22 protein-coding genes are annotated in these 20,536 nt (G+C 71.9%); 10 read left to right on the top strand and 12 right to left on the bottom strand.

Translation table 11 applies throughout. The features are described 5' to 3' along the window. Positions 1–19 precede the first annotated feature (19 nt). From C7456_RS01425 to C7456_RS01380, 10 genes are all read right to left on the bottom strand, one after another. Positions 20–2,323: a DNA internalization-related competence protein ComEC/Rec2 gene (locus tag C7456_RS01425; RefSeq protein ID WP_109721985.1), complete on the bottom strand. Its 2,304-nt coding sequence runs from the start codon at positions 2,321–2,323 to the stop codon at positions 20–22. Positions 2,324–2,517: 194 nt separating this feature from the next. Beyond that, positions 2,518–3,207 carry a lipoprotein-releasing ABC transporter ATP-binding protein LolD gene (lolD, locus tag C7456_RS01420; RefSeq protein WP_245889734.1) on the bottom strand — a complete coding sequence of 230 codons (690 nt, stop codon included), beginning with the start codon at positions 3,205–3,207 and terminating at the stop codon, positions 2,518–2,520. 13 nt (positions 3,208–3,220) lie between these two features. After that, complete coding sequence (locus C7456_RS01415; RefSeq protein ID WP_109721983.1) at positions 3,221–4,465, bottom strand: lipoprotein-releasing ABC transporter permease subunit; 1,245 nt, start codon at positions 4,463–4,465, stop codon at positions 3,221–3,223. Positions 4,466–4,553: 88 nt separating this feature from the next. Beyond that, positions 4,554–4,982: a hypothetical protein gene (locus tag C7456_RS01410; protein WP_109721982.1), complete on the bottom strand. Its 429-nt coding sequence runs from the start codon at positions 4,980–4,982 to the stop codon at positions 4,554–4,556. Further along, entirely contained in the window at positions 4,954–5,202 is a 249-nt protein-coding gene (locus C7456_RS01405; RefSeq protein WP_109721981.1) for an FAD assembly factor SdhE, read from the bottom strand. Before C7456_RS01405 ends, C7456_RS01410 begins: the two co-directional genes overlap by 29 nt. A gap of 208 nt (positions 5,203–5,410) precedes the next feature. Then, on the bottom strand, positions 5,411–6,190 hold the full coding sequence (locus C7456_RS01400; RefSeq protein ID WP_109721980.1) for a succinate dehydrogenase iron-sulfur subunit: 780 nt from the start codon (positions 6,188–6,190) through the stop codon (positions 5,411–5,413). 91 nt (positions 6,191–6,281) lie between these two features. Beyond that, on the bottom strand, positions 6,282–8,069 hold the full coding sequence (sdhA, locus tag C7456_RS01395) for a succinate dehydrogenase flavoprotein subunit (protein WP_109721979.1): 1,788 nt from the start codon (positions 8,067–8,069) through the stop codon (positions 6,282–6,284). Positions 8,070–8,074: 5 nt separating this feature from the next. After that, on the bottom strand, positions 8,075–8,488 hold the full coding sequence (gene sdhD, locus C7456_RS01390; RefSeq protein WP_109721978.1) for a succinate dehydrogenase, hydrophobic membrane anchor protein: 414 nt from the start codon (positions 8,486–8,488) through the stop codon (positions 8,075–8,077). After that, on the bottom strand, positions 8,485–8,880 hold the full coding sequence (gene sdhC, locus C7456_RS01385) for a succinate dehydrogenase, cytochrome b556 subunit (protein WP_109721977.1): 396 nt from the start codon (positions 8,878–8,880) through the stop codon (positions 8,485–8,487). Before sdhC ends, sdhD begins: the two co-directional genes overlap by 4 nt. 87 nt (positions 8,881–8,967) lie before the next feature. Further along, positions 8,968–9,138 (bottom strand): DUF1674 domain-containing protein, encoded by a 171-nt coding sequence (locus tag C7456_RS01380; protein ID WP_109721976.1) that lies wholly within the window; start codon positions 9,136–9,138, stop codon positions 8,968–8,970. Between the two features lie 118 nt (positions 9,139–9,256). Between C7456_RS01380 and ygfZ the strand changes: the two genes are divergently transcribed. After that, positions 9,257–10,057: a CAF17-like 4Fe-4S cluster assembly/insertion protein YgfZ gene (gene ygfZ / locus C7456_RS01375; protein WP_109721975.1), complete on the top strand. Its 801-nt coding sequence runs from the start codon at positions 9,257–9,259 to the stop codon at positions 10,055–10,057. Positions 10,058–10,485: 428 nt separating this feature from the next. Then, positions 10,486–10,920 carry a cell wall hydrolase gene (locus C7456_RS01370; protein ID WP_109721974.1) on the top strand — a complete coding sequence of 145 codons (435 nt, stop codon included), beginning with the start codon at positions 10,486–10,488 and terminating at the stop codon, positions 10,918–10,920. 88 nt (positions 10,921–11,008) lie between these two features. On the opposite strand, the gene C7456_RS01365 is transcribed toward C7456_RS01370, so the two are convergent. Together C7456_RS01365 and C7456_RS01360 are read right to left on the bottom strand one after the other, a co-directional pair. After that, complete coding sequence (locus tag C7456_RS01365) at positions 11,009–11,482, bottom strand: outer membrane lipoprotein (RefSeq protein WP_109721973.1); 474 nt, start codon at positions 11,480–11,482, stop codon at positions 11,009–11,011. 31 nt (positions 11,483–11,513) lie between these two features. Further along, positions 11,514–12,128, bottom strand: coding sequence for a glycine zipper 2TM domain-containing protein (locus C7456_RS01360; protein ID WP_109721972.1), 615 nt, complete (start codon positions 12,126–12,128; stop codon positions 11,514–11,516). Between the two features lie 179 nt (positions 12,129–12,307). Between C7456_RS01360 and C7456_RS01355 the strand changes: the two genes are divergently transcribed. From C7456_RS01355 to C7456_RS01320, 8 genes are all read left to right on the top strand, one after another. Further along, a complete protein-coding gene (locus C7456_RS01355) occupies positions 12,308–13,081 on the top strand; it encodes a TatD family hydrolase (RefSeq protein ID WP_109721971.1) in 774 nt (257 codons plus the stop codon). 72 nt (positions 13,082–13,153) lie between these two features. Then, positions 13,154–13,675, top strand: a complete 522-nt coding sequence (locus C7456_RS01350; protein WP_109721970.1) for a MarR family winged helix-turn-helix transcriptional regulator — start codon at positions 13,154–13,156, stop codon at positions 13,673–13,675. Continuing rightward, positions 13,672–15,183 (top strand): efflux transporter outer membrane subunit, encoded by a 1,512-nt coding sequence (locus C7456_RS01345; RefSeq protein ID WP_245889733.1) that lies wholly within the window; start codon positions 13,672–13,674, stop codon positions 15,181–15,183. Before C7456_RS01350 ends, C7456_RS01345 begins: the two co-directional genes overlap by 4 nt. Further along, positions 15,170–16,375 carry an HlyD/EmrA/EmrK family protein gene (locus C7456_RS01340; protein WP_109721968.1) on the top strand — a complete coding sequence of 402 codons (1,206 nt, stop codon included), beginning with the start codon at positions 15,170–15,172 and terminating at the stop codon, positions 16,373–16,375. The genes C7456_RS01345 and C7456_RS01340 overlap by 14 nt, the downstream gene beginning before the upstream one ends. Positions 16,376–16,384: 9 nt before the next feature. Beyond that, positions 16,385–17,941 carry a DHA2 family efflux MFS transporter permease subunit gene (locus C7456_RS01335; RefSeq protein ID WP_109721967.1) on the top strand — a complete coding sequence of 519 codons (1,557 nt, stop codon included), beginning with the start codon at positions 16,385–16,387 and terminating at the stop codon, positions 17,939–17,941. Positions 17,942–18,040: 99 nt separating this feature from the next. After that, positions 18,041–18,541, top strand: coding sequence for a polyhydroxyalkanoate synthesis repressor PhaR (gene phaR, locus C7456_RS01330; RefSeq protein WP_109721966.1), 501 nt, complete (start codon positions 18,041–18,043; stop codon positions 18,539–18,541). 73 nt (positions 18,542–18,614) lie between these two features. Beyond that, positions 18,615–20,012 (top strand): FAD-dependent oxidoreductase, encoded by a 1,398-nt coding sequence (locus C7456_RS01325; RefSeq protein WP_109721965.1) that lies wholly within the window; start codon positions 18,615–18,617, stop codon positions 20,010–20,012. Next, a complete protein-coding gene (locus tag C7456_RS01320; RefSeq protein ID WP_109721964.1) occupies positions 20,005–20,424 on the top strand; it encodes a DUF3293 domain-containing protein in 420 nt (139 codons plus the stop codon). The genes C7456_RS01325 and C7456_RS01320 overlap by 8 nt, the downstream gene beginning before the upstream one ends. Positions 20,425–20,536 lie beyond the last annotated feature (112 nt).

The raw sequence follows: 20,536 nt of genomic DNA, 5'->3' as shown, positions 1-20,536 counted from the left end.
CCTGCGGTTTTGCGACGGACTACTCGCGCCAGTAGCGCCGCTCGCGCATCCGCCGGAGCTCCGCCGCCCGCGGCGGCCCGTCCGCCGGCGCGTCGAGCATGATCGCGCCCGCCTCGGCGGTGTTCAGCACGGGCACGCCGGCCTGCGCGTAGCGCCGCAGCACCAGCGGATGCGGATGCCCGAAGCGGTTGCGCCAGCCGGCCGACACCAGCGCCAGCGACGGCCGCAGCGCGGCGATGAAGGCCGCGCCCGAGGAAGTGCGGCTGCCGTGGTGCGGCACCAGCAGCGCCAGCGCGCGGCCGTCGCCGTCCCCGAGCGCCGCGGCCACCTGCGGCTCGACGCGGCCGCTGATATCGCCGGTCAGCAGCAGACGGCCGCCCGCGCCTTCCACCAGCAGCACGCAGGAGCGGTCGTTGTCCTTCGCCTGTCCCGTTCCTGCGGCCGGCCACAGCACGCGGAAGCGCACGCCATCCCACTGCCACGCCTGCCCGGCGCGGCAGCCCTGCATCGGCAACGCCATGCGTTCCGGCTCGCCGGCGTAGCGCGCCGCCTCCGGGAAGGCCTCCGCCACCGCGGCCGCGCCGCCGGCATGGTCGTTGTCGGCGTGGCTGACCATCAGCACGTCCAGCCGCCCGATGCCGAGCGCGTGCAGCGCCGGCGCCACCACCGCCTCGCCCAGGTCGAAGCCGGACGGATAGGCCGCGCCGGCGTCGTAGACCAGCGCGTGGTGTTCGGTACGCACCACCGCCGACAGGCCCTGCCCCACGTCCAGCACCCAGGCGCGGAAGGCGCCGTCCGGCAACGCCTCCCGCGGCGGCCACAGCAGGGGCAGGAACAGCAGCGCGCCGCAGGCGCGCAGCGGCAGGCCGCGCGGCGCGAACAGCCACAGCGCGCCCAGCAGCGCCAGCACCAGCGCCCACGGCCGCACCTCCGGCAGGTACCAGTGCGCGCCGGGCCATTGCGCCATGCGCTCGAGCAGCCACCACTGCGCGTGGGCGAGCCAGCCCGCCCCGCGCAGCACCGGACCGGCCAGCGGCGGGCCCAGCCCGAGCAGCGCCATGCCGGCCAGCGCCAGCGGCACGATCACGAAGCTCACGAACGGCACCGCGACCAGGTTGGACAGCGCGCCGACCAGCGAGGCCTCGCCGAAGAACCACATGCCCAGCGGCAGCAGCGCCACCGTCATCACCAGCTGCCCGGCCGACAGCTCGTGCAGGAAGCCGCGCAGGCCGCGGCCGCGCGCCGACAGGCACAGCATCAGGAAGGCCACGCCGAGGAACGACAGCCAGAAGCCGGCCGCCAGCACCGCCAGCGGATCGGCCAGCAGCATCGCCAGCAGGGCCAGCGCGAGCGAGTGGGCGCCGCCCGCGTGGCGCCGGCCGCAGCGGGCGCCGGCCACGGCCGCGATCATCAGCAGCGTGCGCACCGTGGGCAGGCCGAAGCCGGCCAGCGCGCCGTACCCGGCCGCGGAGGCCACCGCGCTCAGCGCCTGTGCGGGCAGTCGCGGCACGCGCAGCGCCAGCGCCGGCCACAGCCAGTAGCACAGGCCCACCAGCCCCGCCCCGGCCATCGCCGCCACGCCGACGTGGAAGCCGGAAATCGCGATCAGGTGCGGGATGCCGTTGGCGCGCGCCACCGCCCAGTCGTGCCGGTCGAGGCCGCGCGTGTCGCCCACCGTGAAGGCCCGCAGCAGCGCCGCGTCGTGCGGATCGCGCACGCGCGCGGCGATGCCGGCGGCGATGCGGTCGCGCAGCCCGTCGAGGCAGGCCGACGGTTCTCCGAGGGAACGGTTGCGCGGGTCCTCGCGCACGTAGCCGACCGCCGCGACGCGCCGCTCCAGCGCCGCGCGCTCGGCGTCGCTCGCGCCCGGATCGAGCAGCCCGCGCGGGCGCTTCAGGCGCAGCAGCAGTTGCCAGCGCGAGCATGGCGGCACCGGCGGCGCGCGGTCGTACCAGGACAGCTCGATCCGCCCATGCAATGGCAACGGCCGGCCATCCAGCGCGGCCCGCTCGACCGTCAAGGCCAGCCGCGTCGCATCGTCGCGGACCAGCGGCAGGCCGTCGACGCGGCCGGTCACCAGCACGTCCCGCCCTTCCAGCTCGCGCGGCAGGCGCAGGTCCATCGCCAGGCCGCCGCGCCAGGTGGCCCATGCGAAGCCGAGCAGGCACAGCGCGAGCGGACGCAGGCGCGGCCAGCGCCAGCCGGCGAGCGCCGCAACCGGCGCCAGCAGCGCGAGGCTCCAGCCCGGCGGCAGCCGCGGCAGCCATTGCACGGCGAGCACGCCGAGCAGGAAGGCGATCGCCGTTGTGGTCGCGCGCGGCATCCCTGCGCTCCGTTCCCCGTCCATGGCCGGAATGCGGGCAGGCTAGCGCGGTCGGCGCGGGGAAGCGGCTGAAAGTCGTGTAGGCAGGCCGCGCGGCATGCGTGGGTCATCGCGGCCGGAGGCCGCTCCCACCATGTCGCCGCCCCTCTCCTGTGGGAGCGGCCTCCGGCCGCGATCCCGGAACCCGCCACGGCTCAATCGTGGCTGTAGGACTCCAGCACCCCGTTGTGCAGCCGCAGCGTGCGGTCCATCCGCGCGGCCAGCCGGTTGTCGTGGGTGACCAGGATGAAGCTGGTGCCGATCTCGCGGTTGAGCTCCAGCATCAGCGCGTAGACCTGCGCCGCGTTGGCCTCGTCGAGGTTGCCGGTGGGCTCGTCGCCGAGCACGCAGGCCGGCCGCGTGACCAGCGCGCGCGCCACCGCGCAGCGCTGCCGCTCGCCGCCGGAGAGCTCCGCCGGCTTGTGGTGCAGGCGCGCGCCCAGCCCCACCCGCTCCAGCAGCGCGATCGCCCGCTGCTGCGCCTCGCCGATCGCGGTGCCGCGGATCAAGAGCGGCATGCACACGTTCTCCAGCGCGGTGAACTCCGGCAGCAGGTGGTGGAACTGGTAGATGAAGCCCAGCGAGCGGTTGCGCACGCGGCCGCGCTCGGCGTCGGAGAGCCTCGACAGCACGCGCCCGTCCACCTCCACCTCGCCGCCGGACAGCGTGTCCAGGCCGCCGAGGATGTGCAGCAGCGTGCTCTTGCCCGAGCCGGAGGCGCCGACGATCGCCAGCGTCTCGCCGCGCTTCAGCGCGAAGCTGACGTCGGTCAGCACCGGGGTCCTGAGGTCGCCCTCCTCGTAGGTCTTGGCGACGTGGCTGGCGCGCAGGACGGCGTCTGGCATGGCGGTCATCGGCTTACTCATAGCGCAGGGCCTGCGCCGGCTGGGTGCGCGAGGCGCGCCACGCCGGATAGACCGTGGCGAGCAGCGAGAACAGGAAGGTGACCAGCGCCACCCAGCCCACGTCGCCGGCCTGCAGCTTGCTGGGCAGCTCGCTGATGTAATACACGTCGGGCGAGAGGAAGGTCACGCCGGTGACGTGCTCGATCCACCTGACGATGCCCGGCAACCGCCACGACAGCAGCGAGCCCAGGCCCACGCCGAAGGCGGTGCCGACCAGGCCCACCAGCACGCCCTGCACCATGAACATGCCCATGATGCTGCGCGGCGTGGAGCCCAGCGTGCGCAGGATCGCGATGTCGGCCTGCTTGTCGGTCACCAGCATCATCAGCATCGAGATCAGGTTGATCACCGCCACCAGGATGATCAGCGAGAGGATGATGAACATCACCTTCTTCTCCATCGAGATCGCGGAGAAGAAGTTGGCGTGGCTGTCCATCCAGGTCTCCACCCGGTAGACCTGCCCCAGCGCGCCGGCCAGCTCGCGCGCCACCGGGCGCGCGTTGAACAGGTCGTCGAGCTTGAGGCGGATGCCGGTGGGGCCGTCCAGGCCGTTGAGCTTCTCGGCGTCGCCCATGTTGACCAGCGCCAGGCCGGAGTCGAACTCCTGCATGCCCATCTCGAAGATGCCGCTGACGTGGAAGGCGCGCAGGCGCGGCACGCTGCCCATCGGCGTGGCGCGGAACTCCGGCACCGCCATGGTGACGCGGTCGCCCACGCCCACGCCCAGCTGCAGCGCCAGCTCCTTGCCGAGCACGATGTTCCAGCTGTCCGGGGTGAGGTCGGACAGCTTGCCCTCGACCATGTGGCGGCCGATGTCGGACACCTTGGGCTCCTCGCCCGGCTCGACGCCGCGCACCAGCGCGCCGCTGGGACGGCGCGCCTGCAGGAAGGCCTCGGTCTCCACGTAGGGCGCGGCGCCCTTCACGTGCGGGTTGGCCTCGGCCACCTTCACCGCGCTGCGCCAGTCCTGCACGCTCTCGCCGGGCAGGCCCGACACGGTGGCGTGCGAGATCGCGCCCAGGATGCGCGAGCGCAGCTCGTCGTCGAAGCCGTTCATCACCGACATCACGGTGATCAGCGCGGTCACGCTGATCGCGATGCACACCACCGACACCGCGGAGATGAAGGAGATGAACTGGTTGCGCCGCTTGGCGCGGGTGTAGCGCAGGCCGATGAAGAGCTCGAGCGGTCGGAACATGGGCGGTCGCAGTGGAGTCGGTGGGCGGGCCGCCCGTGGGCGCATTATCAGGCATTCGCTGGGACAGCGCTGCCCCGGGAAAGTGCCGTCAGTCCCCCGTGCCGGGCTGCGGCAGGGCCAGCCGCATGCGCAGGCGGCGGCGCAGGTCCGCGTCGCTGTTGTCGCCGCCGAGCAGCAGCGCGACCTCGCCCAGCTCCCGCGCATGCAGGCGCAGCAGCACCAGCGAGCCGATCACGCGGTGCGAGGCCAGCGTCGCCGGCACGTCGGCGCCGGAAGCCAGGCGCAGCGTCCACTGGCCGTCGCCGGCCCAGCCCGCGGCCGTCACCGGCACGCGCGACGCCACCCGCAACGCGCGCCAGGTGGCCGCCGCGAGCAGGATGGCGAGCGCCGCCTTGAGCCATCCGGCCAGCCCGCACAGCAGCACCGCCAGCAGCGCCAGCGCGGCGACCGCCAGCGCCACGCGCACGAACAGCCGCGAGGGCCGGTACTCAAAGCCGATGGCGGGCGCGGATGTCATCGATGATCGCCTGCCAGTCCGCGCGCGGCGCGCGCGCGTGGCCCATCACCCAGTCCCACAGGTCCGGGTCCTGCACGTCGAGCAGTTCGTCGAAGGCCTGCCGCTGCGCCTCGTCGGCATCGGCGAAGCGTTCGTCCAGCCAGCCGCCGAACAGCGCGTCGAGCTCGCGGGTGCCGCGGCGCGTGCGCCAGCGCAGGCGCTTGATGCGGGCCTCTTCCATAAAGAAACGATGCGCGAAGCGCCTCCTTCGCCTCCTCTCCCCGCCGGGGAGAGGATTGAGGTGAGGGGCCGATCTTGCGATATGCCCATATCCAAGAAAAGCCTTCGATCGGCCCTGCCGCGAGCGCCCGCCCCCCATCCGCCCTGCGGGCACCTTCTCCCCGGAGGGGGGAAGGAAGAACGGCGTCGCCGCTTTGCGGCGACGCTTCTTACGAGCGGCGCTCCACGATCAGCTTCTTGATCTCCGCGATCGCCTTGGCCGGGTTGAGGCCCTTCGGGCAGGTGCGCGCGCAGTTCATGATGGTGTGGCAGCGGTACAGCTTGAACGGGTCTTCCAGGTCGTCCAGGCGGGCGCCGGTGTCCTCGTCGCGGCTGTCGACGATCCAGCGGTAGGCCTGCAGCAGGATCGCCGGGCCGAGGTAGCGGTCGCCGTTCCACCAGTAGCTCGGGCAGCTGGTCGAGCAGCAGGCGCACAGGATGCACTCGTACAGGCCGTCGAGCTTCTTGCGGTCCTCCGGCGACTGCAGGCGCTCGCGGTCCGGCGCCGCGCTCTGCGTGCGCAGCCACGGGCGGATCGAGGCGAACTGCGCGTAGAAGTGCGTGAGGTCCGGCACCAGGTCCTTCACCACCGGCATGTGCGGCAGCGGGTAGATCTTCACGTCGCCCGAGGCGCAGTCCTCGATGGCCTTGGTGCAGGCCAGCGTGTTGGTGCCGTCGATGTTCATCGCGCACGAGCCGCAGATGCCCTCGCGGCACGAGCGGCGCAGGGTGAGCGTCGGGTCGATCTCGTTCTTGATCTTCAGCAGCGCGTCCAGGACCATCGGGCCGCACGCGGCCAGGTCGACCTCGTAGGTGTCGATGCGCGGGTTCTGGCCGTCGTCCGGGTTCCAGCGGTAGATGCGGAAGGTGCGCGGCTTCTTGGCGCCCTTCGCCGGATAGTGCTTGCCCGGCTGGACCTTGGAATTCTTGGGTAGCGAAAACTCTGCCACGTTTGCCTCACAGGTTCGTGCTGGCCTCAACGGCTCGGCTAGCGAGCGCCGGTACAACGTTCGGAAGAACCGCTAGGGTTCCGTGCTCAAGTCAGTAGACGCGCTTCTTGGGCGGCACCACCTCGACGTCGCCCGTCATGGTGTACATGTGCACCGGACGGTAGTCGAAGCGGGTCCCGCCGTTCTCGTCGACCGACACCAGCGTGTGCTTCTGCCAGTTGTGGTCGTCGCGTTCCGGGAAGTCCTCGCGGGCGTGCGCGCCGCGGCTCTCGGTGCGCTGCTCGGCCGAGTACATGGTGGCCACGGCCTGCCCCAGCAGGTTGGACAGCTCCAGCGTCTCGATCAGGTCGGAGTTCCACACCAGCGAGCGGTCGCTGACGCCGACGTCCTTGAAGGACTCATACACCTTCGAGATCTTCCGGCAGCCCTCCTTGAGCGACTCGCCGGTGCGGAACACCGCGGCGTCGGACTGCATGGTGCGCTGCATCTCCAGGCGGATCTTCGCGGTGGGCAGCTCGCCCTTGGCATGGCGCAGGCCGTCGAAGCGCGCCAGCGCCTTGTCCAGCACGCTGGCCGGCAGGTCCTTGTGCGGCGCGCCCGGCTGGATGATCTCGGCGCAGCGGAGCGCCGCCGCGCGGCCGAACACCACCAGGTCGAGCAGCGAGTTGGAGCCCAGGCGGTTGGCGCCGTGCACCGACACGCAGGCCGCCTCGCCGATGGCGAACAGGCCGGGCACCACCGCGTCCACGTCGTCGCCGCGCTTCTGCACCACCTCGCCGTGGTAGTTGGTCGGGATGCCGCCCATGTTGTAGTGCACGGTGGGGATGACCGGGATCGGCTCCTTGGTCACGTCCACGCCGGCGAAGATGCGCGCCGACTCGGCGATGCCCGGCAGGCGCTCGTGGATCACGTCCGCGCCCAGGTGCATCAGGTTGATGTGGATGTGGTCCTTGTGCTCGCCCACGCCGCGGCCCTCGCGGATCTCCATGGTCATCGCGCGGCTGACCACGTCGCGCGAGGCCAGGTCCTTGGCGTTCGGCGCGTAGCGCTCCATGAAGCGCTCGCCGTTGGAGTTGGTGAGGTAGCCGCCCTCGCCGCGCACGCCTTCCGTGATGAGGCAGCCCGAGCCGTAGATGCCGGTCGGGTGGAACTGCACGAACTCCATGTCCTGCAGCGCCAGGCCCGCGCGCAGCACCATGCCGCCGCCGTCGCCGGTGCAGGTGTGCGCCGAGGTGGCGCTGAAGTAGGCGCGGCCGTAGCCGCCGGTGGCCAGCACCACCGCCTGGCCGCGGAAGAAATGCAAGGTGCCCTCGTTCATGTCCAGCGCCAGCACGCCGCGGCACACGCCCTCGTCGTCGAAGATGAGGTCGATGGCGAAGTACTCGATGAAGAACGTGGCGTCGTGCGCCAGCGCCTGCTGGTACAGCGTGTGCAGGATGGCGTGGCCGGTGCGGTCGGCCGCGGCGCAGGTGCGCTGCGCGGTGCCCTTGCCGTAGTGGGTGGTCATGCCGCCGAACGGGCGCTGGTAGATCTTGCCCTCCTCGGTGCGCGAGAACGGCACGCCGTAGTGCTCCAGCTCGATGATCGCCGGGATCGCCTCGCGGCACATGTACTCGATGGCGTCCTGGTCGCCCAGCCAGTCCGAGCCCTTGATGGTGTCGTAGAAGTGGAAGCGCCAGTCGTCCTCGCCCATGTTGCCCAGCGCGGCGGAGATGCCGCCCTGCGCCGCCACGGTGTGCGAGCGGGTCGGGAACACCTTGGTGATGCACGCGGCCTTGAGGCCCTTCTCGGCCAGGCCGAAGGTGGCGCGCAGGCCCGCGCCGCCGGCGCCGACCACGATCACGTCGTACTTGTGCTGTTGGATCTTGTAGCTTTCCATCGACCTTAGGCTCCCAGCGCCACGTGCAGCACGGCCATCAGCGTCGCCAGCGTGCCGAGCACCGCAATGAACTTCACCAGCACCAGGAGGGCGACTTCCTTCCAGCGGGTATGGACGTAGTCCTCGATCACGATCTGCAGGCCGAGCACGGCGTGCCAGCACACGGTGAGCACGAAGGCCACCAGCAGCACCGCGTTCCACGGTCTGGCGACGATGCTCCTCGCCGTCGCGTAGTCGGCGTGCAGCGCGCCCAGCACCGTCACGACGAACCACAGGGCGAGGAACACCAGGGCGGCGGCCGTGACGCGCTGCGTCCACCAGTGGCCGACGCCGGAATGCGCCGAGCCGAGGCCGCGCGCGCGCTTCAGGGGATTGCGCAGCTGGCTGCGCACGTCGTGCTGCTGTCCGTTCGCGCTCATGCCGCACCTCCCGAGCTCAGCACGTAGGCCCACACGACGAGGGTCAGCACGATGCTGCCGACGATGGAGAGCCAGCTGGAGCGGACGAACTGCGGGATGGCGTAGCCCATGCCGCCGTCCTGGAACAGGTGGCGGATGCCGTTGCACAGGTGGTAGAACAGCGACCACGTCCAGCCGAGCAGCAGCACCATGCCGACCGGGCTGCCGATGCAGGCCTTGAAGCGGTTGTAGCTGTCTTCGCCGCTGGCGAGGGAGAACACCCCCCACAGCACGAGCAGGGTTCCGACCGAGAGGGCGATGCCGGTGGCGCGGTGCAGGATGGAGGTCACCATCTGCACTTGCCATTTGTAGATCTGGAGATGCGGAGAGAGCGGTCGTCGCGTGTCTGCCATGGCGGCTATCCTTGAGTGGAATCGCTGATGCCCGACCGCCCTGCTTCCGCGGTCCGCGGGTCGACGGCAGACGCCGGCCCGACGACCTCAGAAGTCGATGCAGCGCCCGTTCTTTTCCCAATCGCCGTAGCGGGTGGGATCCGGCGCCGTTCGCTCCGTCCGCTCCTTGCCGCCCGCCGGGATGGCGGGCGCAGCCGGACGCTCCGCAATGTCGGCGGCGACGGGCTCGGAACCGGTTTGAGAGGATGTATCGGACATGGTTGTTAGCCGCAAAAGCCTAATACCTGCGGCCGGGTCGGCACAACCTTGACGCCCCGCGCGCGCGCCGGTATCGGAAGCGCTTGTGCCCCGCCGCTGCCGTCCCCACCTCGCACGCATGCCCAGCCACTACTCCGCCGAGACCGTATCGATCGAGGGCGCCGACGCCGTCGCCTTCGCGCAGGCGCAATTCAGCAGCAACCTCGCCGCGCTCGAGACCGGGCGCTGGCAGTTCAGCGCCTGGCTCGACCCGCAGGGGCGCGTGCGCGCGCTGTTCCATCTCGCCAGGCTGGCCGACGAACGCCTGCTGCTGCTGCTGCGCGGCGGCGAGGCGGTCGCGCTCGCGGGCGCGCTGCAACGCTACGTCCTGCGCGCCAGGGTCAGGCTCGCCGCAGGTTCCGCTCTGCCGCTGGGCACGTCCGAAGCGATGCCCGTGCACGCCGTCGAAGCAGGTGACGGCGTGTTGCGGTTCGGCTGCGGAACGCACTCGCTGGTGGTCGGCGCGCAGCGCGACGACGCATGGCGCTTGCCGCAGATCCGCGCAGGCTGGCCATGGCTTCCGTCCGCGGCGCTGGACACCTTCCTGCCGCCCGCGCTCTCGCTGGACGCGCTGCACGCCACCGCGCTCGACAAGGGCTGCTATCCCGGGCAGGAAATCGTCGCGCGCCTGCACTATCGCGGCGGCCACAAGCGGCATATGCAGCATGTCGTATTGTCGCGGCCGCTGCCGCCGGGCAGCCTGCTGCGCGACGGCGTGCGCGAGATCGTTGTGCTCGACGCGATGCCCGCCGGCGACGGTTGCGAAGCGCTCGCCGTGATGCACGACGACGACGCACAGCAACTCGCAGGCGGCGCCCTGGCGATCGACGGCGTGGGCATCGTGCTCGCCGACGCGCGCACGTCGCCGATGCGCGCGTGATGCGTGAAACAAACGTGAGCAAAAGATGAACCGGGCCGACCCGGCACTTGCCAGAGCCGGCATCGGACACTAGGCTCCGCCGATCGAATTTGGCGGCACCCATCGCCCACGGGTGCCGGAAGACGCGACGAACCGGAGGGGTCCGGATCGGCGCGACCCGGCGAAAGCCGGAGACGAGCGTTCCGCTCCGCGCACCGCGCGAAGCGATGCAGTGCCAGGGACCGAAAGGGTCCGCACAACGCCAGGCAGTACTTGCCCCGCCGGCACCGGATCAGCCGTCGGGAGCCACAATCCCGTGGCAAGTCGCGCGACTCTTGAGAGTTTCTCCGCGCGATCCATCCAGGTGGAACGGCCTGCCCGCCCGTCCACCGCAACGGCGCGCCGGACAGCGGTTCCGTCCGGCGCGTACAGCACGTTGGAGGCAGACAATGAAACTTTCCCTGCTGATGTGGGTAGCGTCCGTGCTCCCCCAGCCCGTCGCCGACCAGGCCTGCCTGGCGACGACGGTCTATCTGGAGTCGCGCAGCGAATCCACCGTGGGGCAGATGGCCGTGGCCGAGGTCGCGCTGCGGCGGCGCGAGCGCGGCCTGTGGGGCGACACCGTCTGCAAGGTGGTGACCGCGCCGCACCAGTTCGCCGTGACCACCACGCCCGGCTCGTTCGACATCAACAACCTCGCCGCCTTCCGCAAGGCGTGGCAGATCGCCGGGCAGTCGCTCAACAACTGGGAGCTTCCGCTCAAGGAGCGCCGGCTCTACGTGCCGCACGCCGACCACTTCGCCACCGTCGCCATCGCGCCGTCCTGGTCGCTCAACCGCGCCGGCACGACCATCGGCGAGCACCGCTTCTACGCGGTCAACTGAAAGCGCGCCATCCGCGCCGCCTCACAAAGGAAAAGGCCATCCGCGAGGATGGCCTTTCTGCTTTTTCAATGGACGTCCAGACGTCCAATCACCTGGCATACACGCGGTCGCCGCGCACCTCGACGTAGTCGCCGTTGCGCACGCCCGGGTCCTCGCGCTGGGTGACCGTGGCGTACTGGCCGTTGTCCAGGCGGACCTCGACGCGCCAGGCGACGTCGCCGCCGCCGCTGTTCTTGCCGACCTGGTTGCCGACCACGCCGCCGACCACCGCGCCACCCACGGTGGCGGCCTTGCGGCCGTCGCCCTTGCCGACGGTGTTGCCGAGCACGCCGCCCGCCACCGCGCCGATCACCGCGCCCAGCGTGCCGTTGTTGCCGCCCTGCACGTACACCTGCTGCACGCTCTGCACCACGCCGCAGGTGCTGCAGCGCCCGCCGTTGTAGCCGTAGCCGGACGACGAGTAGGTGGTGCCATACCTGGGGCCGCTGGTCTCGCAGCCGGCCAGCGCCAGGCTGGCGACCAGCATCGAGGCCAGGGCCCATCCGTTGAAGCGGACCGTCATCGCGCACCTCCTTCCTTCTGGCAAGTCATCGTCAATGGGCATCCGACACCGCGACCACGCCCTCCTGCACTTGCACGCGGTCGCCCGGATCGTGGTCCATCCGCACGGTGCGGGTCACGCCGTTGTACTCGTAGCGCACGTCGTAGCCGACCACCTTGGTGGACGAGTCGGTGACGGTCTCGCAGCGGCGCTCGGTCGTGGTGGTGGTGGTGCCGTGCTGGCGGCTCTCCTGGATCTTCTTGCCGGCATAGCCGCCGCCGACCGCGCCGGCCACGGTGGCCAGCGTCTTGCCCTTGCCGCCGCCGACCTGGTTACCCAGCACGCCGCCGACCACGGCGCCGATGGCGGTGCCGGCGATCTGGTGCTGGTCCTTCGGCGGCTCGGTGTGGCTGACGACCTCGTCGTGGCAGACCTGGCGCGGCGTATTCACCGTCTGCCGCACCGGATCGACGCTGACCACCTTGGCGTACTTCGGTCCGCTGTCCTCCGCGGCCGGAGCGGCGGCGGGCGCCGGCGCGCTTTCCTGCGCGGCCGTGGCGCCTGCTGCGCCGGCGTCCGCGCTGGCTTCCCGGTTGCAAGCCGAAAGGCTCATCGCGAGCGCCGCCGCGATCCCCACATTAAGCACATTGACCGTCAACCTGTTCATGGAATTTCTCCTCGGGTGGAAATGGCGAGGCACCATGCGGTCGCAGGGCCCCTCACCTGCGTCGCCATTGAACCTCTACCATACTGAATCCGACTTAGACCGTTCCCGTCACGCGGCCTTAACGCGCCGCGCGAGGCGGAAGTGCATCACAACCTGGATATTCCCGCCCCGGATCGCGCATGCCAGCCCTGGTCGACAGTCACGTCCACCTCGACGACGCGGCCTTCGACGCCGACCGCGAGGCCGTGCTGGCGCGCAGCCTGGCAGCCGGCGTGCGCGCGCTGGTCGTGCCCGCCGTCGACCGCCCCAGCTGGGACCGCATCGACGCATTGCAGCGGCAACATGACGGCGTGCATGCCGCCTACGGCCTGCACCCGCTGTACATGGCGCGGCACCAGCCCGGGCACGTCGAGGCGCTCGCCGGGTGGCTGGAGCGCCACCGCGCGGTGGCGGTCGGCGAGATCGGGCTGGACTTCTACCACGGCGACGCCGACGCCGGCTTGCAGCGCGACTGCTTCCGGCGCCAGTTGCAACTGGCGCGCGAGCTCCGCCTGCCGGTGATCTTGCACGCGCGCCGCGCGCTGGAGGAAGTGATCCTGACCCTGCGCGCCCATCCTGGCCTGCGCGGCGTGGTGCACAGCTTCTCCGGCAGCGAGGAGCAGGCTCGCCAGCTGTGGCGGCTGGGCTTCCACCTCGGCATCGGCGGGCCGGTGACCTACGGGCGCGCGCAGCGGCTGCGCCGCATCGTGGCGGCGATGCCGCTGGAGTTCCTGCTGCTGGAGAGCGACGCGCCCGACCAGCCCGACGCCGCCCACCGCGGCCAGCGCAACGAACCGGCCCGCGTGCCCGAGGTGCTGCATTGCGTGGCCGGGCTGCGCGGACAGGCGCCGGAGGAAATCGCCGCCGCGACCACCGCCAACGCGGACCGCCTGTTCGGCCTCTCGCTCGCCTGAGCGCCGCGGCACTTGCCTCCGGCGCGCCGCCCCGTCCATACTTCGTTCACTGGTGAAATATGCGTTGGTGAAATGTCCCGCCTGAGCACCTGCATCTCGATGATGGACGAAGGCATCGGCCGGATGGGCCAGATCATGCCCGGGATGCCCGGCGAGGAGGCGCGCCTGTGCCGGCTGCTGGCGATGGTCGGCAGCCACGTGCTGGAGGAGCTGGAGCGCAAGCTCAAGCCGCACAAGCTCAACCACAGCGAGTTCCTCACCCTGATGATCCTGTACAGCCGCCCGGACGGCAGCTCCACGCCGGGCGAGCTGTGCGAGTTCACCAGCCAGGGCGCCACCAACATGACCCGCATCGCCAACGCGCTGACCCAGCGCGGGCTGATCACCCGCGGCGCCAGCCGCGAGGACCGCCGCCGCGTGCAGATCCGCATCACGCCGGCCGGGCGGCGCTTCGTGCAGAAGATGCTGCCGCCGATGTTCCCCCGCCTGTCCGCCATGTACGAGGGCTTCACCGCGGCGGACAAGCGCGAATTGGGCCGGCTGCTGCGCAAGCTGGCCGACAACCTCGACCGCCTGGAACCCCTCCCCCCATGAAGCACATCCCGATGAAGCACGCATTGCCGACGGCGCGGACGCTGCTGGCCGCGGCGCTGGCGCTGGCCGTGGCGGCCTGCGCCGTCCCGCCGCGGCTCGAACATCCGGCCCTGCGCGACGACGTACCGCTGGCCGGCCTGCCGACGCGCGCGCAGGCCGACTGGCCGGACCCGGCCTGGTGGCGCGCCTACCGCGACCCGCAGCTGGACGACCTGATCGAGCGCGCGATGCGCCAGGCGCCCGACCTGGCGCTGGCGCAGAGCCGCCTGCGCGGCGCCGAGCAGTCGGCACGGGCGGCCGCGGCAGAAGCCGGCCTCACGGTCAACGGCAGCGCCCAGGTCACCCGCCAGCGCATGAGCGACCACGGCCTGATCCCGTCGCAGTTCCTCGGCTTCAGCTGGTACAACCAGGGCGACCTCGGCGTGCAGCTGCAGTACGACATCGACTGGTGGGGCAAGCACCGCGCCGAGGTCGAATCGGCGCTGGACCAGGCCCGCGCCGCGCAGGCGCAGCAGAGCGCCGCCGCGCTGGCGATCCAGTACGCCGTCGCCGACACCTACTTCGGCTGGCAGGCCGACCAGGCGCGCCTGCAGCTGGCCGAGCAGCAGCTCGCCGTGCAGCAGGGCCTGCTGCGCATCGCCGAGCTGCGCGTGCGGCAGGGCGTGGACCGCCCGGACGAGGCGCAGAAGGCCCGCGCGCAGCTGGCCGCGGCGCGCGAGATGCGCGCGGCGCTGGCCGGCTCGGCCAGCATCCGCCTCGCCGCGCTGGCGGCGCTGGTCGGCGTCTCCCCGGCGGAACTGCCGACGCTGCACCCGCGGCCGCTGCCGGCGATCGCCGGCGGCCTGCCGGCCAACGCCGGCATCGACCTGATCGCGCGCCGGCCGGACATCGCCGCCACCCGCTGGCAGGTCGAGGCGGCGCTGCGCCAGACCGACGTCGCCCGCGCGCAGTTCCTGCCCGACCTCAGCCTCGGCGCCATGGCCGGGCTGTCCAGCATCGACCTGGACAAGCTGTTCACCACCGGCAGCCGCGTCTTCTCGCTGACCCCGGCGCTGCACCTGCCGATCTTCAACAGCGGCCTGCTCAAGGCCAACTACGGCATCAGCCGGGCGCAGCTGGAAGGCGCGGTGGCGCAGTACGAAAGCACGGTGCTGGCCGCGGCGCGCGAGGTCTCCACCCAGACACTGACGGCGCAGACGCTGGCCGCGCGCCGCGACGAGCAGCAGGCGCAGCTCGCCGCCGACCGGCAGCTGGCCGACAGCGCCCGGGCGCGCGTGCGCCAGGGCGTGAGCGACGCCCGCGAGAGCCTGGCCGCGCAGGCGCAGCTGCTGCAACAGCGCGACAGCGAGACCCAGCTGCACGCGCAGGCGGTCGCCGCCGACCTGGCGCTGGTCAAGGCGCTGGGCGGCGGCTACCGCATGGCCGAGCAGCCGCCCGCCGTCGCCGCCAACGCTTCCGCCCCCACCGCCCCCACGACCCATTCCGGAGACGCCGATGAGCGCCACTGACCCCACCTCCAAGAACGGCACGCCCGCCGGCAACGACAGCGGCATGGCGGCCAAGGACCCGGCCAAGCGCCGCCGCGCGTTGCTGCTCGTCACCGCGATCTTCGTGCTGGCCGCGCTCGGCTGGTTCCTGCTGTGGCTGTTCGTGTTCTCCACCCGGGTCAAGACCGACAACGCCTACGTGGGCGGCAACCAGGTGGCGATCTCCGCCCAGGTGCCCGGCACGGTGGTGGCGATCCTGGCCGACGACACCCAGCGCGTGGAGGCCGGCCAGGTGCTGGTCAGGCTCGACAGCACCGACGCCGACGTGCGCCTGCAGCAGGCGCGCAGCGCGCTCGCCCAGGCGGTGCGCGGCGTGCGCCAGCAGACCAGCTCGGCCAGCAGCGCCGACGCCCAGGTCGCGGCGAGCGAGATCGCGCTGAAGAAGGCGCAGGCGGACCTCGCCCGCCACCTGCCGCTGGTCGCCGCGCAGGCCGAGTCGCCGGAGATCGTGCAGCACCTGCGCGACGGCGTGCAGCAGGCGCAGGCCGCGCTGGACGCGGCCAGGGCGCAGGCCGCCGCCGCCCACGCCGCGATCGAGGGCACGGTGATCGCCGACAACCCCGCGGTGGAGCAGGCGCGCGCCAACTTCCGCGCCGCCTGGGTGGCCGCGCAACGCAACGCGATCTACGCGCCGGTGACCGGCTACGTGGCCCAGCGCAGCGTGCAGGTCGGCAACAGCGTGCAGCCCGGCCAGCAGCTGATGACCGTGGTGCCGCTGCACGACCTGTGGATCGACGCCAACTTCAAGGAGGGCCAGCTGCGCCACATCCGCATCGGCCAGCCGGCGAAAATCGAGGCCGACGTGTACGGCGGCGGCGTGGAGTACCACGGCAAGGTGGTCGGCATCGGCGCCGGCACCGGCAGCGTGTTCTCGCTGCTGCCGGCGCAGAACGCCACCGGCAACTGGATCAAGGTGGTGCAGCGCGTGCCGGTGCGCATCGCGCTGGACGACAAGGAGCTGGACAAGCACCCGCTGCGCCTGGGCCTGTCCACCGACGTCACCGTGGACGTCACCGACGACAAGGGCCCGGTGCTGCCGGCCGCGCCGGCGCGGCAGCCGGTGGCCGAGACGGACGTCTACGCGCGCATGGCCGCGCAGGCGGACGAGGAAGCGGACAAGATCATCCGCGCCAACCTGCCCCGCGCCGACTGAGCCGCCGCCATGGCCGCCGTCCCCAACGAGGCCGCGCCGCCGCCGAAGCCGCTGCACGGCGGCGCGCTGGTGCTGCTCACCGCCGCGGTCGCGTTCAGCACCTTCATGGAGGTGCTGGACATGACCATCGTCAACGTCGCCGTGCCGCACATCGCCGGCAGCCTGGGCGTGAGCCCCAGCGAGGGCACCTGGACGATCAGCTCCTACGCCATGGCCAGCGCCATCATGCAGCCGCTCACCGGCTGGGTGGCCAAGCGCTTCGGCGAGGTGCGGACCTTCGTCGCCTCGGTGCTGCTGTTCGTGGTGTTCTCCATGCTGTGCGGCCTGGCCACCTCGATGCCGATGCTGGTGTTCGCGCGCCTGATGCAGGGCGCCGGCTCCGGCCCGATGGTGGCGCTGTCGATGACGCTGCTGCTGTCCAGCTACCCGAAGGAGCGCCAGGGCATCGCGCTGGCGCTGTGGGCGATGACCGTGGTGGTGGCGCCGATCTTCGGCCCGATCCTCGGCGGCTACCTCACCGACAACTTCTCCTGGCCCTGGATCTTCTACATCAACCTGCCGGTGGGCCTGCTCGCCGCGGCGATCACCTGGGCGCTGCTGCGCAAGCGCGAGACCAGGACCGTGCGCATGCCGATCGACATGGTCGGCCTGGGCCTGCTGGTGGTCGGCGTGGGCGCGCTGCAGTTCATGCTGGACAACGGCAACGACCACGACTGGTTCGCCTCGCCGATGATCACCACGCTGGGCATCGTGGCGCTGGTCTGCCTCACCTTCCTGGTGGTGTGGGAGCTGCACGCCAAGCACCCGGTGGTGGACCTGTCGCTGTTCCGCCAGCGCAACTTCACCGTGGGCGTGCTGGCGCTGTCGCTGGGGATGTTCGCCTTCTTCGGCATCAACGTGGTGTTCCCGCTGTGGCTGCAGACCACGCTGGGCTACACCGCCACCTGGGCCGGCCTGGCGACCGCGCCGGTGGGCGTGCTGGCCTTCCTGGTCTCGCCGTTGCTCGGCCGCAACATGCACCGGCTGGAGCTGCGCGCGGTGGTGACCTTCGCCTTCGTGATGTTCGCGGCCACCTCGTACTGGTTCTCCACCTTCGACAGCTCGGCCTCGTTCTCCACCCTGGTGCTGCCGCGCTTCGTGATGGGTCTGGCGATCCCCTGCTTCTTCATCCCGCTCAACCAGATCTACCTGGCGGGGCTGCCGGCGACGGACATCGCCAGCGCCTCGGGCCTGGCCAACTTCTTCCGCACCATGGGCTCGAGCATGTCCACCGCGATCACGGTGACGCTGTGGGAGCACCGCGGCACCTTCCACCATGCGGTGCTCACCGAGAGCGTGTCGCCGGACCACCCGGCCGCCACCGGCTTCCTGCAGACGGCCGGCCACTGGGGCCTGCTGTCGCGGCAGGTGCTGGGGCTGGCCGACCAGCTGGTGAACCGCGAGGCGCTGACCCTGGCGGTGAACGACGTGTTCTTCGGCTGCGCGGTGCTGTTCGTGGCGCTGATCCCGGTGCTGTGGTTCGCGCGCCCGCCGTTCGGCAGCGCCGGCGGCGCGATGGGCCATTGACGCGACGCGCAAGCGGGCGGATTGCTGCACCCGGAAGTGCAGCATCCGCCATCACGGGGGCGACTGGTGCGGCGCAATACCTTCTGCTAGGTTTGCCGCATGGCACAAACAACCCGCATCATCAAGAAGTATCCCAACCGCCGTCTCTACGACACCGAGATCTCCAGCTACATCACGCTGGAAGAGGTGCGCCAGCTGGTGCTGGACGGCGAGAGCTTCGAGGTCCGCGACGCCAAGAGCGGCGAGGACCTGACCCGCTCCGTGCTGCTGCAGATCATCTCCGAGCACGAGGAGAAGGGCCAGCCGATGCTCTCGCCGCAGCTGCTCAGCCAGATCATCCGCTTCTACGGCGACTCGCTGCAGGGCTTCATGGGCCCCTACCTCGAGCGCAGCCTGCAGGTGTTCCTGGACCAGCAGCAGCAGTTCCGCAGCCAGCTCAACAGCCTGATGGGGCAGACGCCGTGGGCCATGCTCAACGACCTGACCGAGCGCAACCTGGACATGTGGAAGTCGATGCAGCGCGGCTTCCTCGACGCCGCCACGCAGGCGCAGCAGGGACCGGGACCCGCCGCCGGCGGCAAGGGCGGCCGCAAGGGCTGACGCCCGCGCCGTCCGGCTTGCGGCGGTACGCGGCTTGCGGAACAGTGGCGCGATCCTGAGCGCGGGATCGCCCATGTCGCATCCACCCATCACCCTCGTCGGCGGCGGCCTGGTCGGCGCCCTGCTCGCCCGGCAGCTGGCCGGGCGCGGCTTCGCCGTCGACGTGTTCGAGAAGCGCCCCGACCCGCGCACCGCGGGCTTCGCCGGCGGGCGCTCGATCAACCTCGCCCTGGCCGAACGCGGCCTGCACGCCCTGCGCAGCGCCGGCCTGGCCGACGAGGTGCTGCGCCGCGCGGTGATGATGCGCGGCCGCATGGTGCACGCGCGCGACGGCGGCGGCGGCCTGCAGCGCTACGGCGTGGACGACCGCGAGGTGATCTGGTCGGTCTCGCGCGGCGCGCTGAACATGCTGCTGCTGGACGCCGCCGAGGCCGCCGGGGTGCGCTTCCACTTCGGCCAGGCGCTGGCCGGCGCGGACTTCGGGCGCCGCCGCATCCGCCTCGCCGACGAGCGCGGCGTCGAGCGCGAATGCGACGCCGGCGTGCTGGTCGGCGCCGACGGCGCCGGCTCCGCGCTGCGCGCGGCGATGCACGCGCAGGCCGACCTCGGCGAGCGCACCGAATGGCTGGGCCACGGCTACAAGGAGCTGGAGATCCCGCCCGCCCGCGAGCTGCCGGCCGCGCCGCCGCGCGACGGCGGCGGCCGCGAGCAGTTCGCCATCGAGCCCAACGCCCTGCACATCTGGCCGCGCGGCGGCTACATGTGCATCGCCCTGCCCAACACCGAGGGCAGCTTCACCGTCACCCTGTTCCTGCCCGCGCAGGGGCCGCACCCCAGCTTCGCCAGCCTGCCCGACGCCACCGCGGCCGCGGCCTTCTTCCGCGAGGAGTTCACCGACCTGCTGCCGCTGATCCCGCGCTTCGCCGCGGACTACGACGCCCACCCGGTGGGCACGCTGGCCACGCTGTACCTCGAGCGCTGGCACCTGGACGGCCACGCCGTGCTGGTGGGCGACGCCGCGCACGCCATCGTGCCGTTCCACGGCCAGGGCATGAACTGCGGCTTCGAGGACACCGTGGCGCTGGCCGAGCTGCTGGCCGGCTGCGGTGGCGACACCGCCGGCGCCTTCGCCGAGTTCCAGCGCATCCGCCAGCCCAACGCCGACGCCATCGCGCGGATGGCGCTGGAGAACTACGTGGAGATGCGCGACTCGGTGGCCGACCCGCGCTACCTGGCCCGCCGCGAGCTCGGCCTGAAGCTGGCCGAGCGCGAGCCGCGGCACTTCATGGCGCGCTACCGCATGGTCACCTTCACCCACCTGCCCTACGCCTACGCGCTGGAGCGCGGCCGCGCGCAGGACGCCCTGCTCGACCGCCTGCTGGGCGAGGCCGGCGGCGACCCGGCGCGGGTGGACCTCGACGCTGCGGTGGCGCAGCTGCGGGCCGCCCTGCCACCGCTGCCGCATGGATGAGGCGCTCGCCGCCGACTACCGCGCCGCCGACTACCTCGCCTGGGTGGAGCCGGCCGAGTGGGCGCGCCTCGCGCCCGACCGGCCGCTGCCGCCCGCCCTCCAGGCGGTCGTGGGCGAGGCCGCCTGGGGCTTCGTCACCGCCTGCAACCCGCGCTCGGAGCGGTGCACGGACGAGGAGAACCGCGCCGCGCAGCGCGAGCTGCTGGCGGCGCTGCGCCGGCACCCCGCGACCGTGCGCGTCCTGCCCGCCATCGGCCTGGGCGGCGACGGCTGGCACGAGCCCAGCCTGTTCGTGGTCGGCCCGGACACCGCCGCGCTGGACGCGCTGATGCGCCGCTTCGGCCAGCACGCCTACCTGCACGGCCGCGGCGACGCTCCCGCCCGACTGCGCTGGACCCCGCCAGCGGGATGAACCGCGGTGGCGTGGAGATGCGGCGTCCGGCCGTCGGTGGTCTCGGGCCAGGGTGATCGCGGCCGGAGGCCGCTCCCGCAAGGCTTGCCGGACTCCTGCGGGAGCGGCCTCC

Origin of the sequence: Fulvimonas soli (assembly GCF_003148905.1) — a bacterium.
In the GTDB taxonomy this organism is placed as follows: domain Bacteria; phylum Pseudomonadota; class Gammaproteobacteria; order Xanthomonadales; family Rhodanobacteraceae; genus Fulvimonas; species Fulvimonas soli.
Note: the sequence above shows the minus strand (reverse complement) of the source record. Positions and strands in the feature narration are given on the sequence as shown.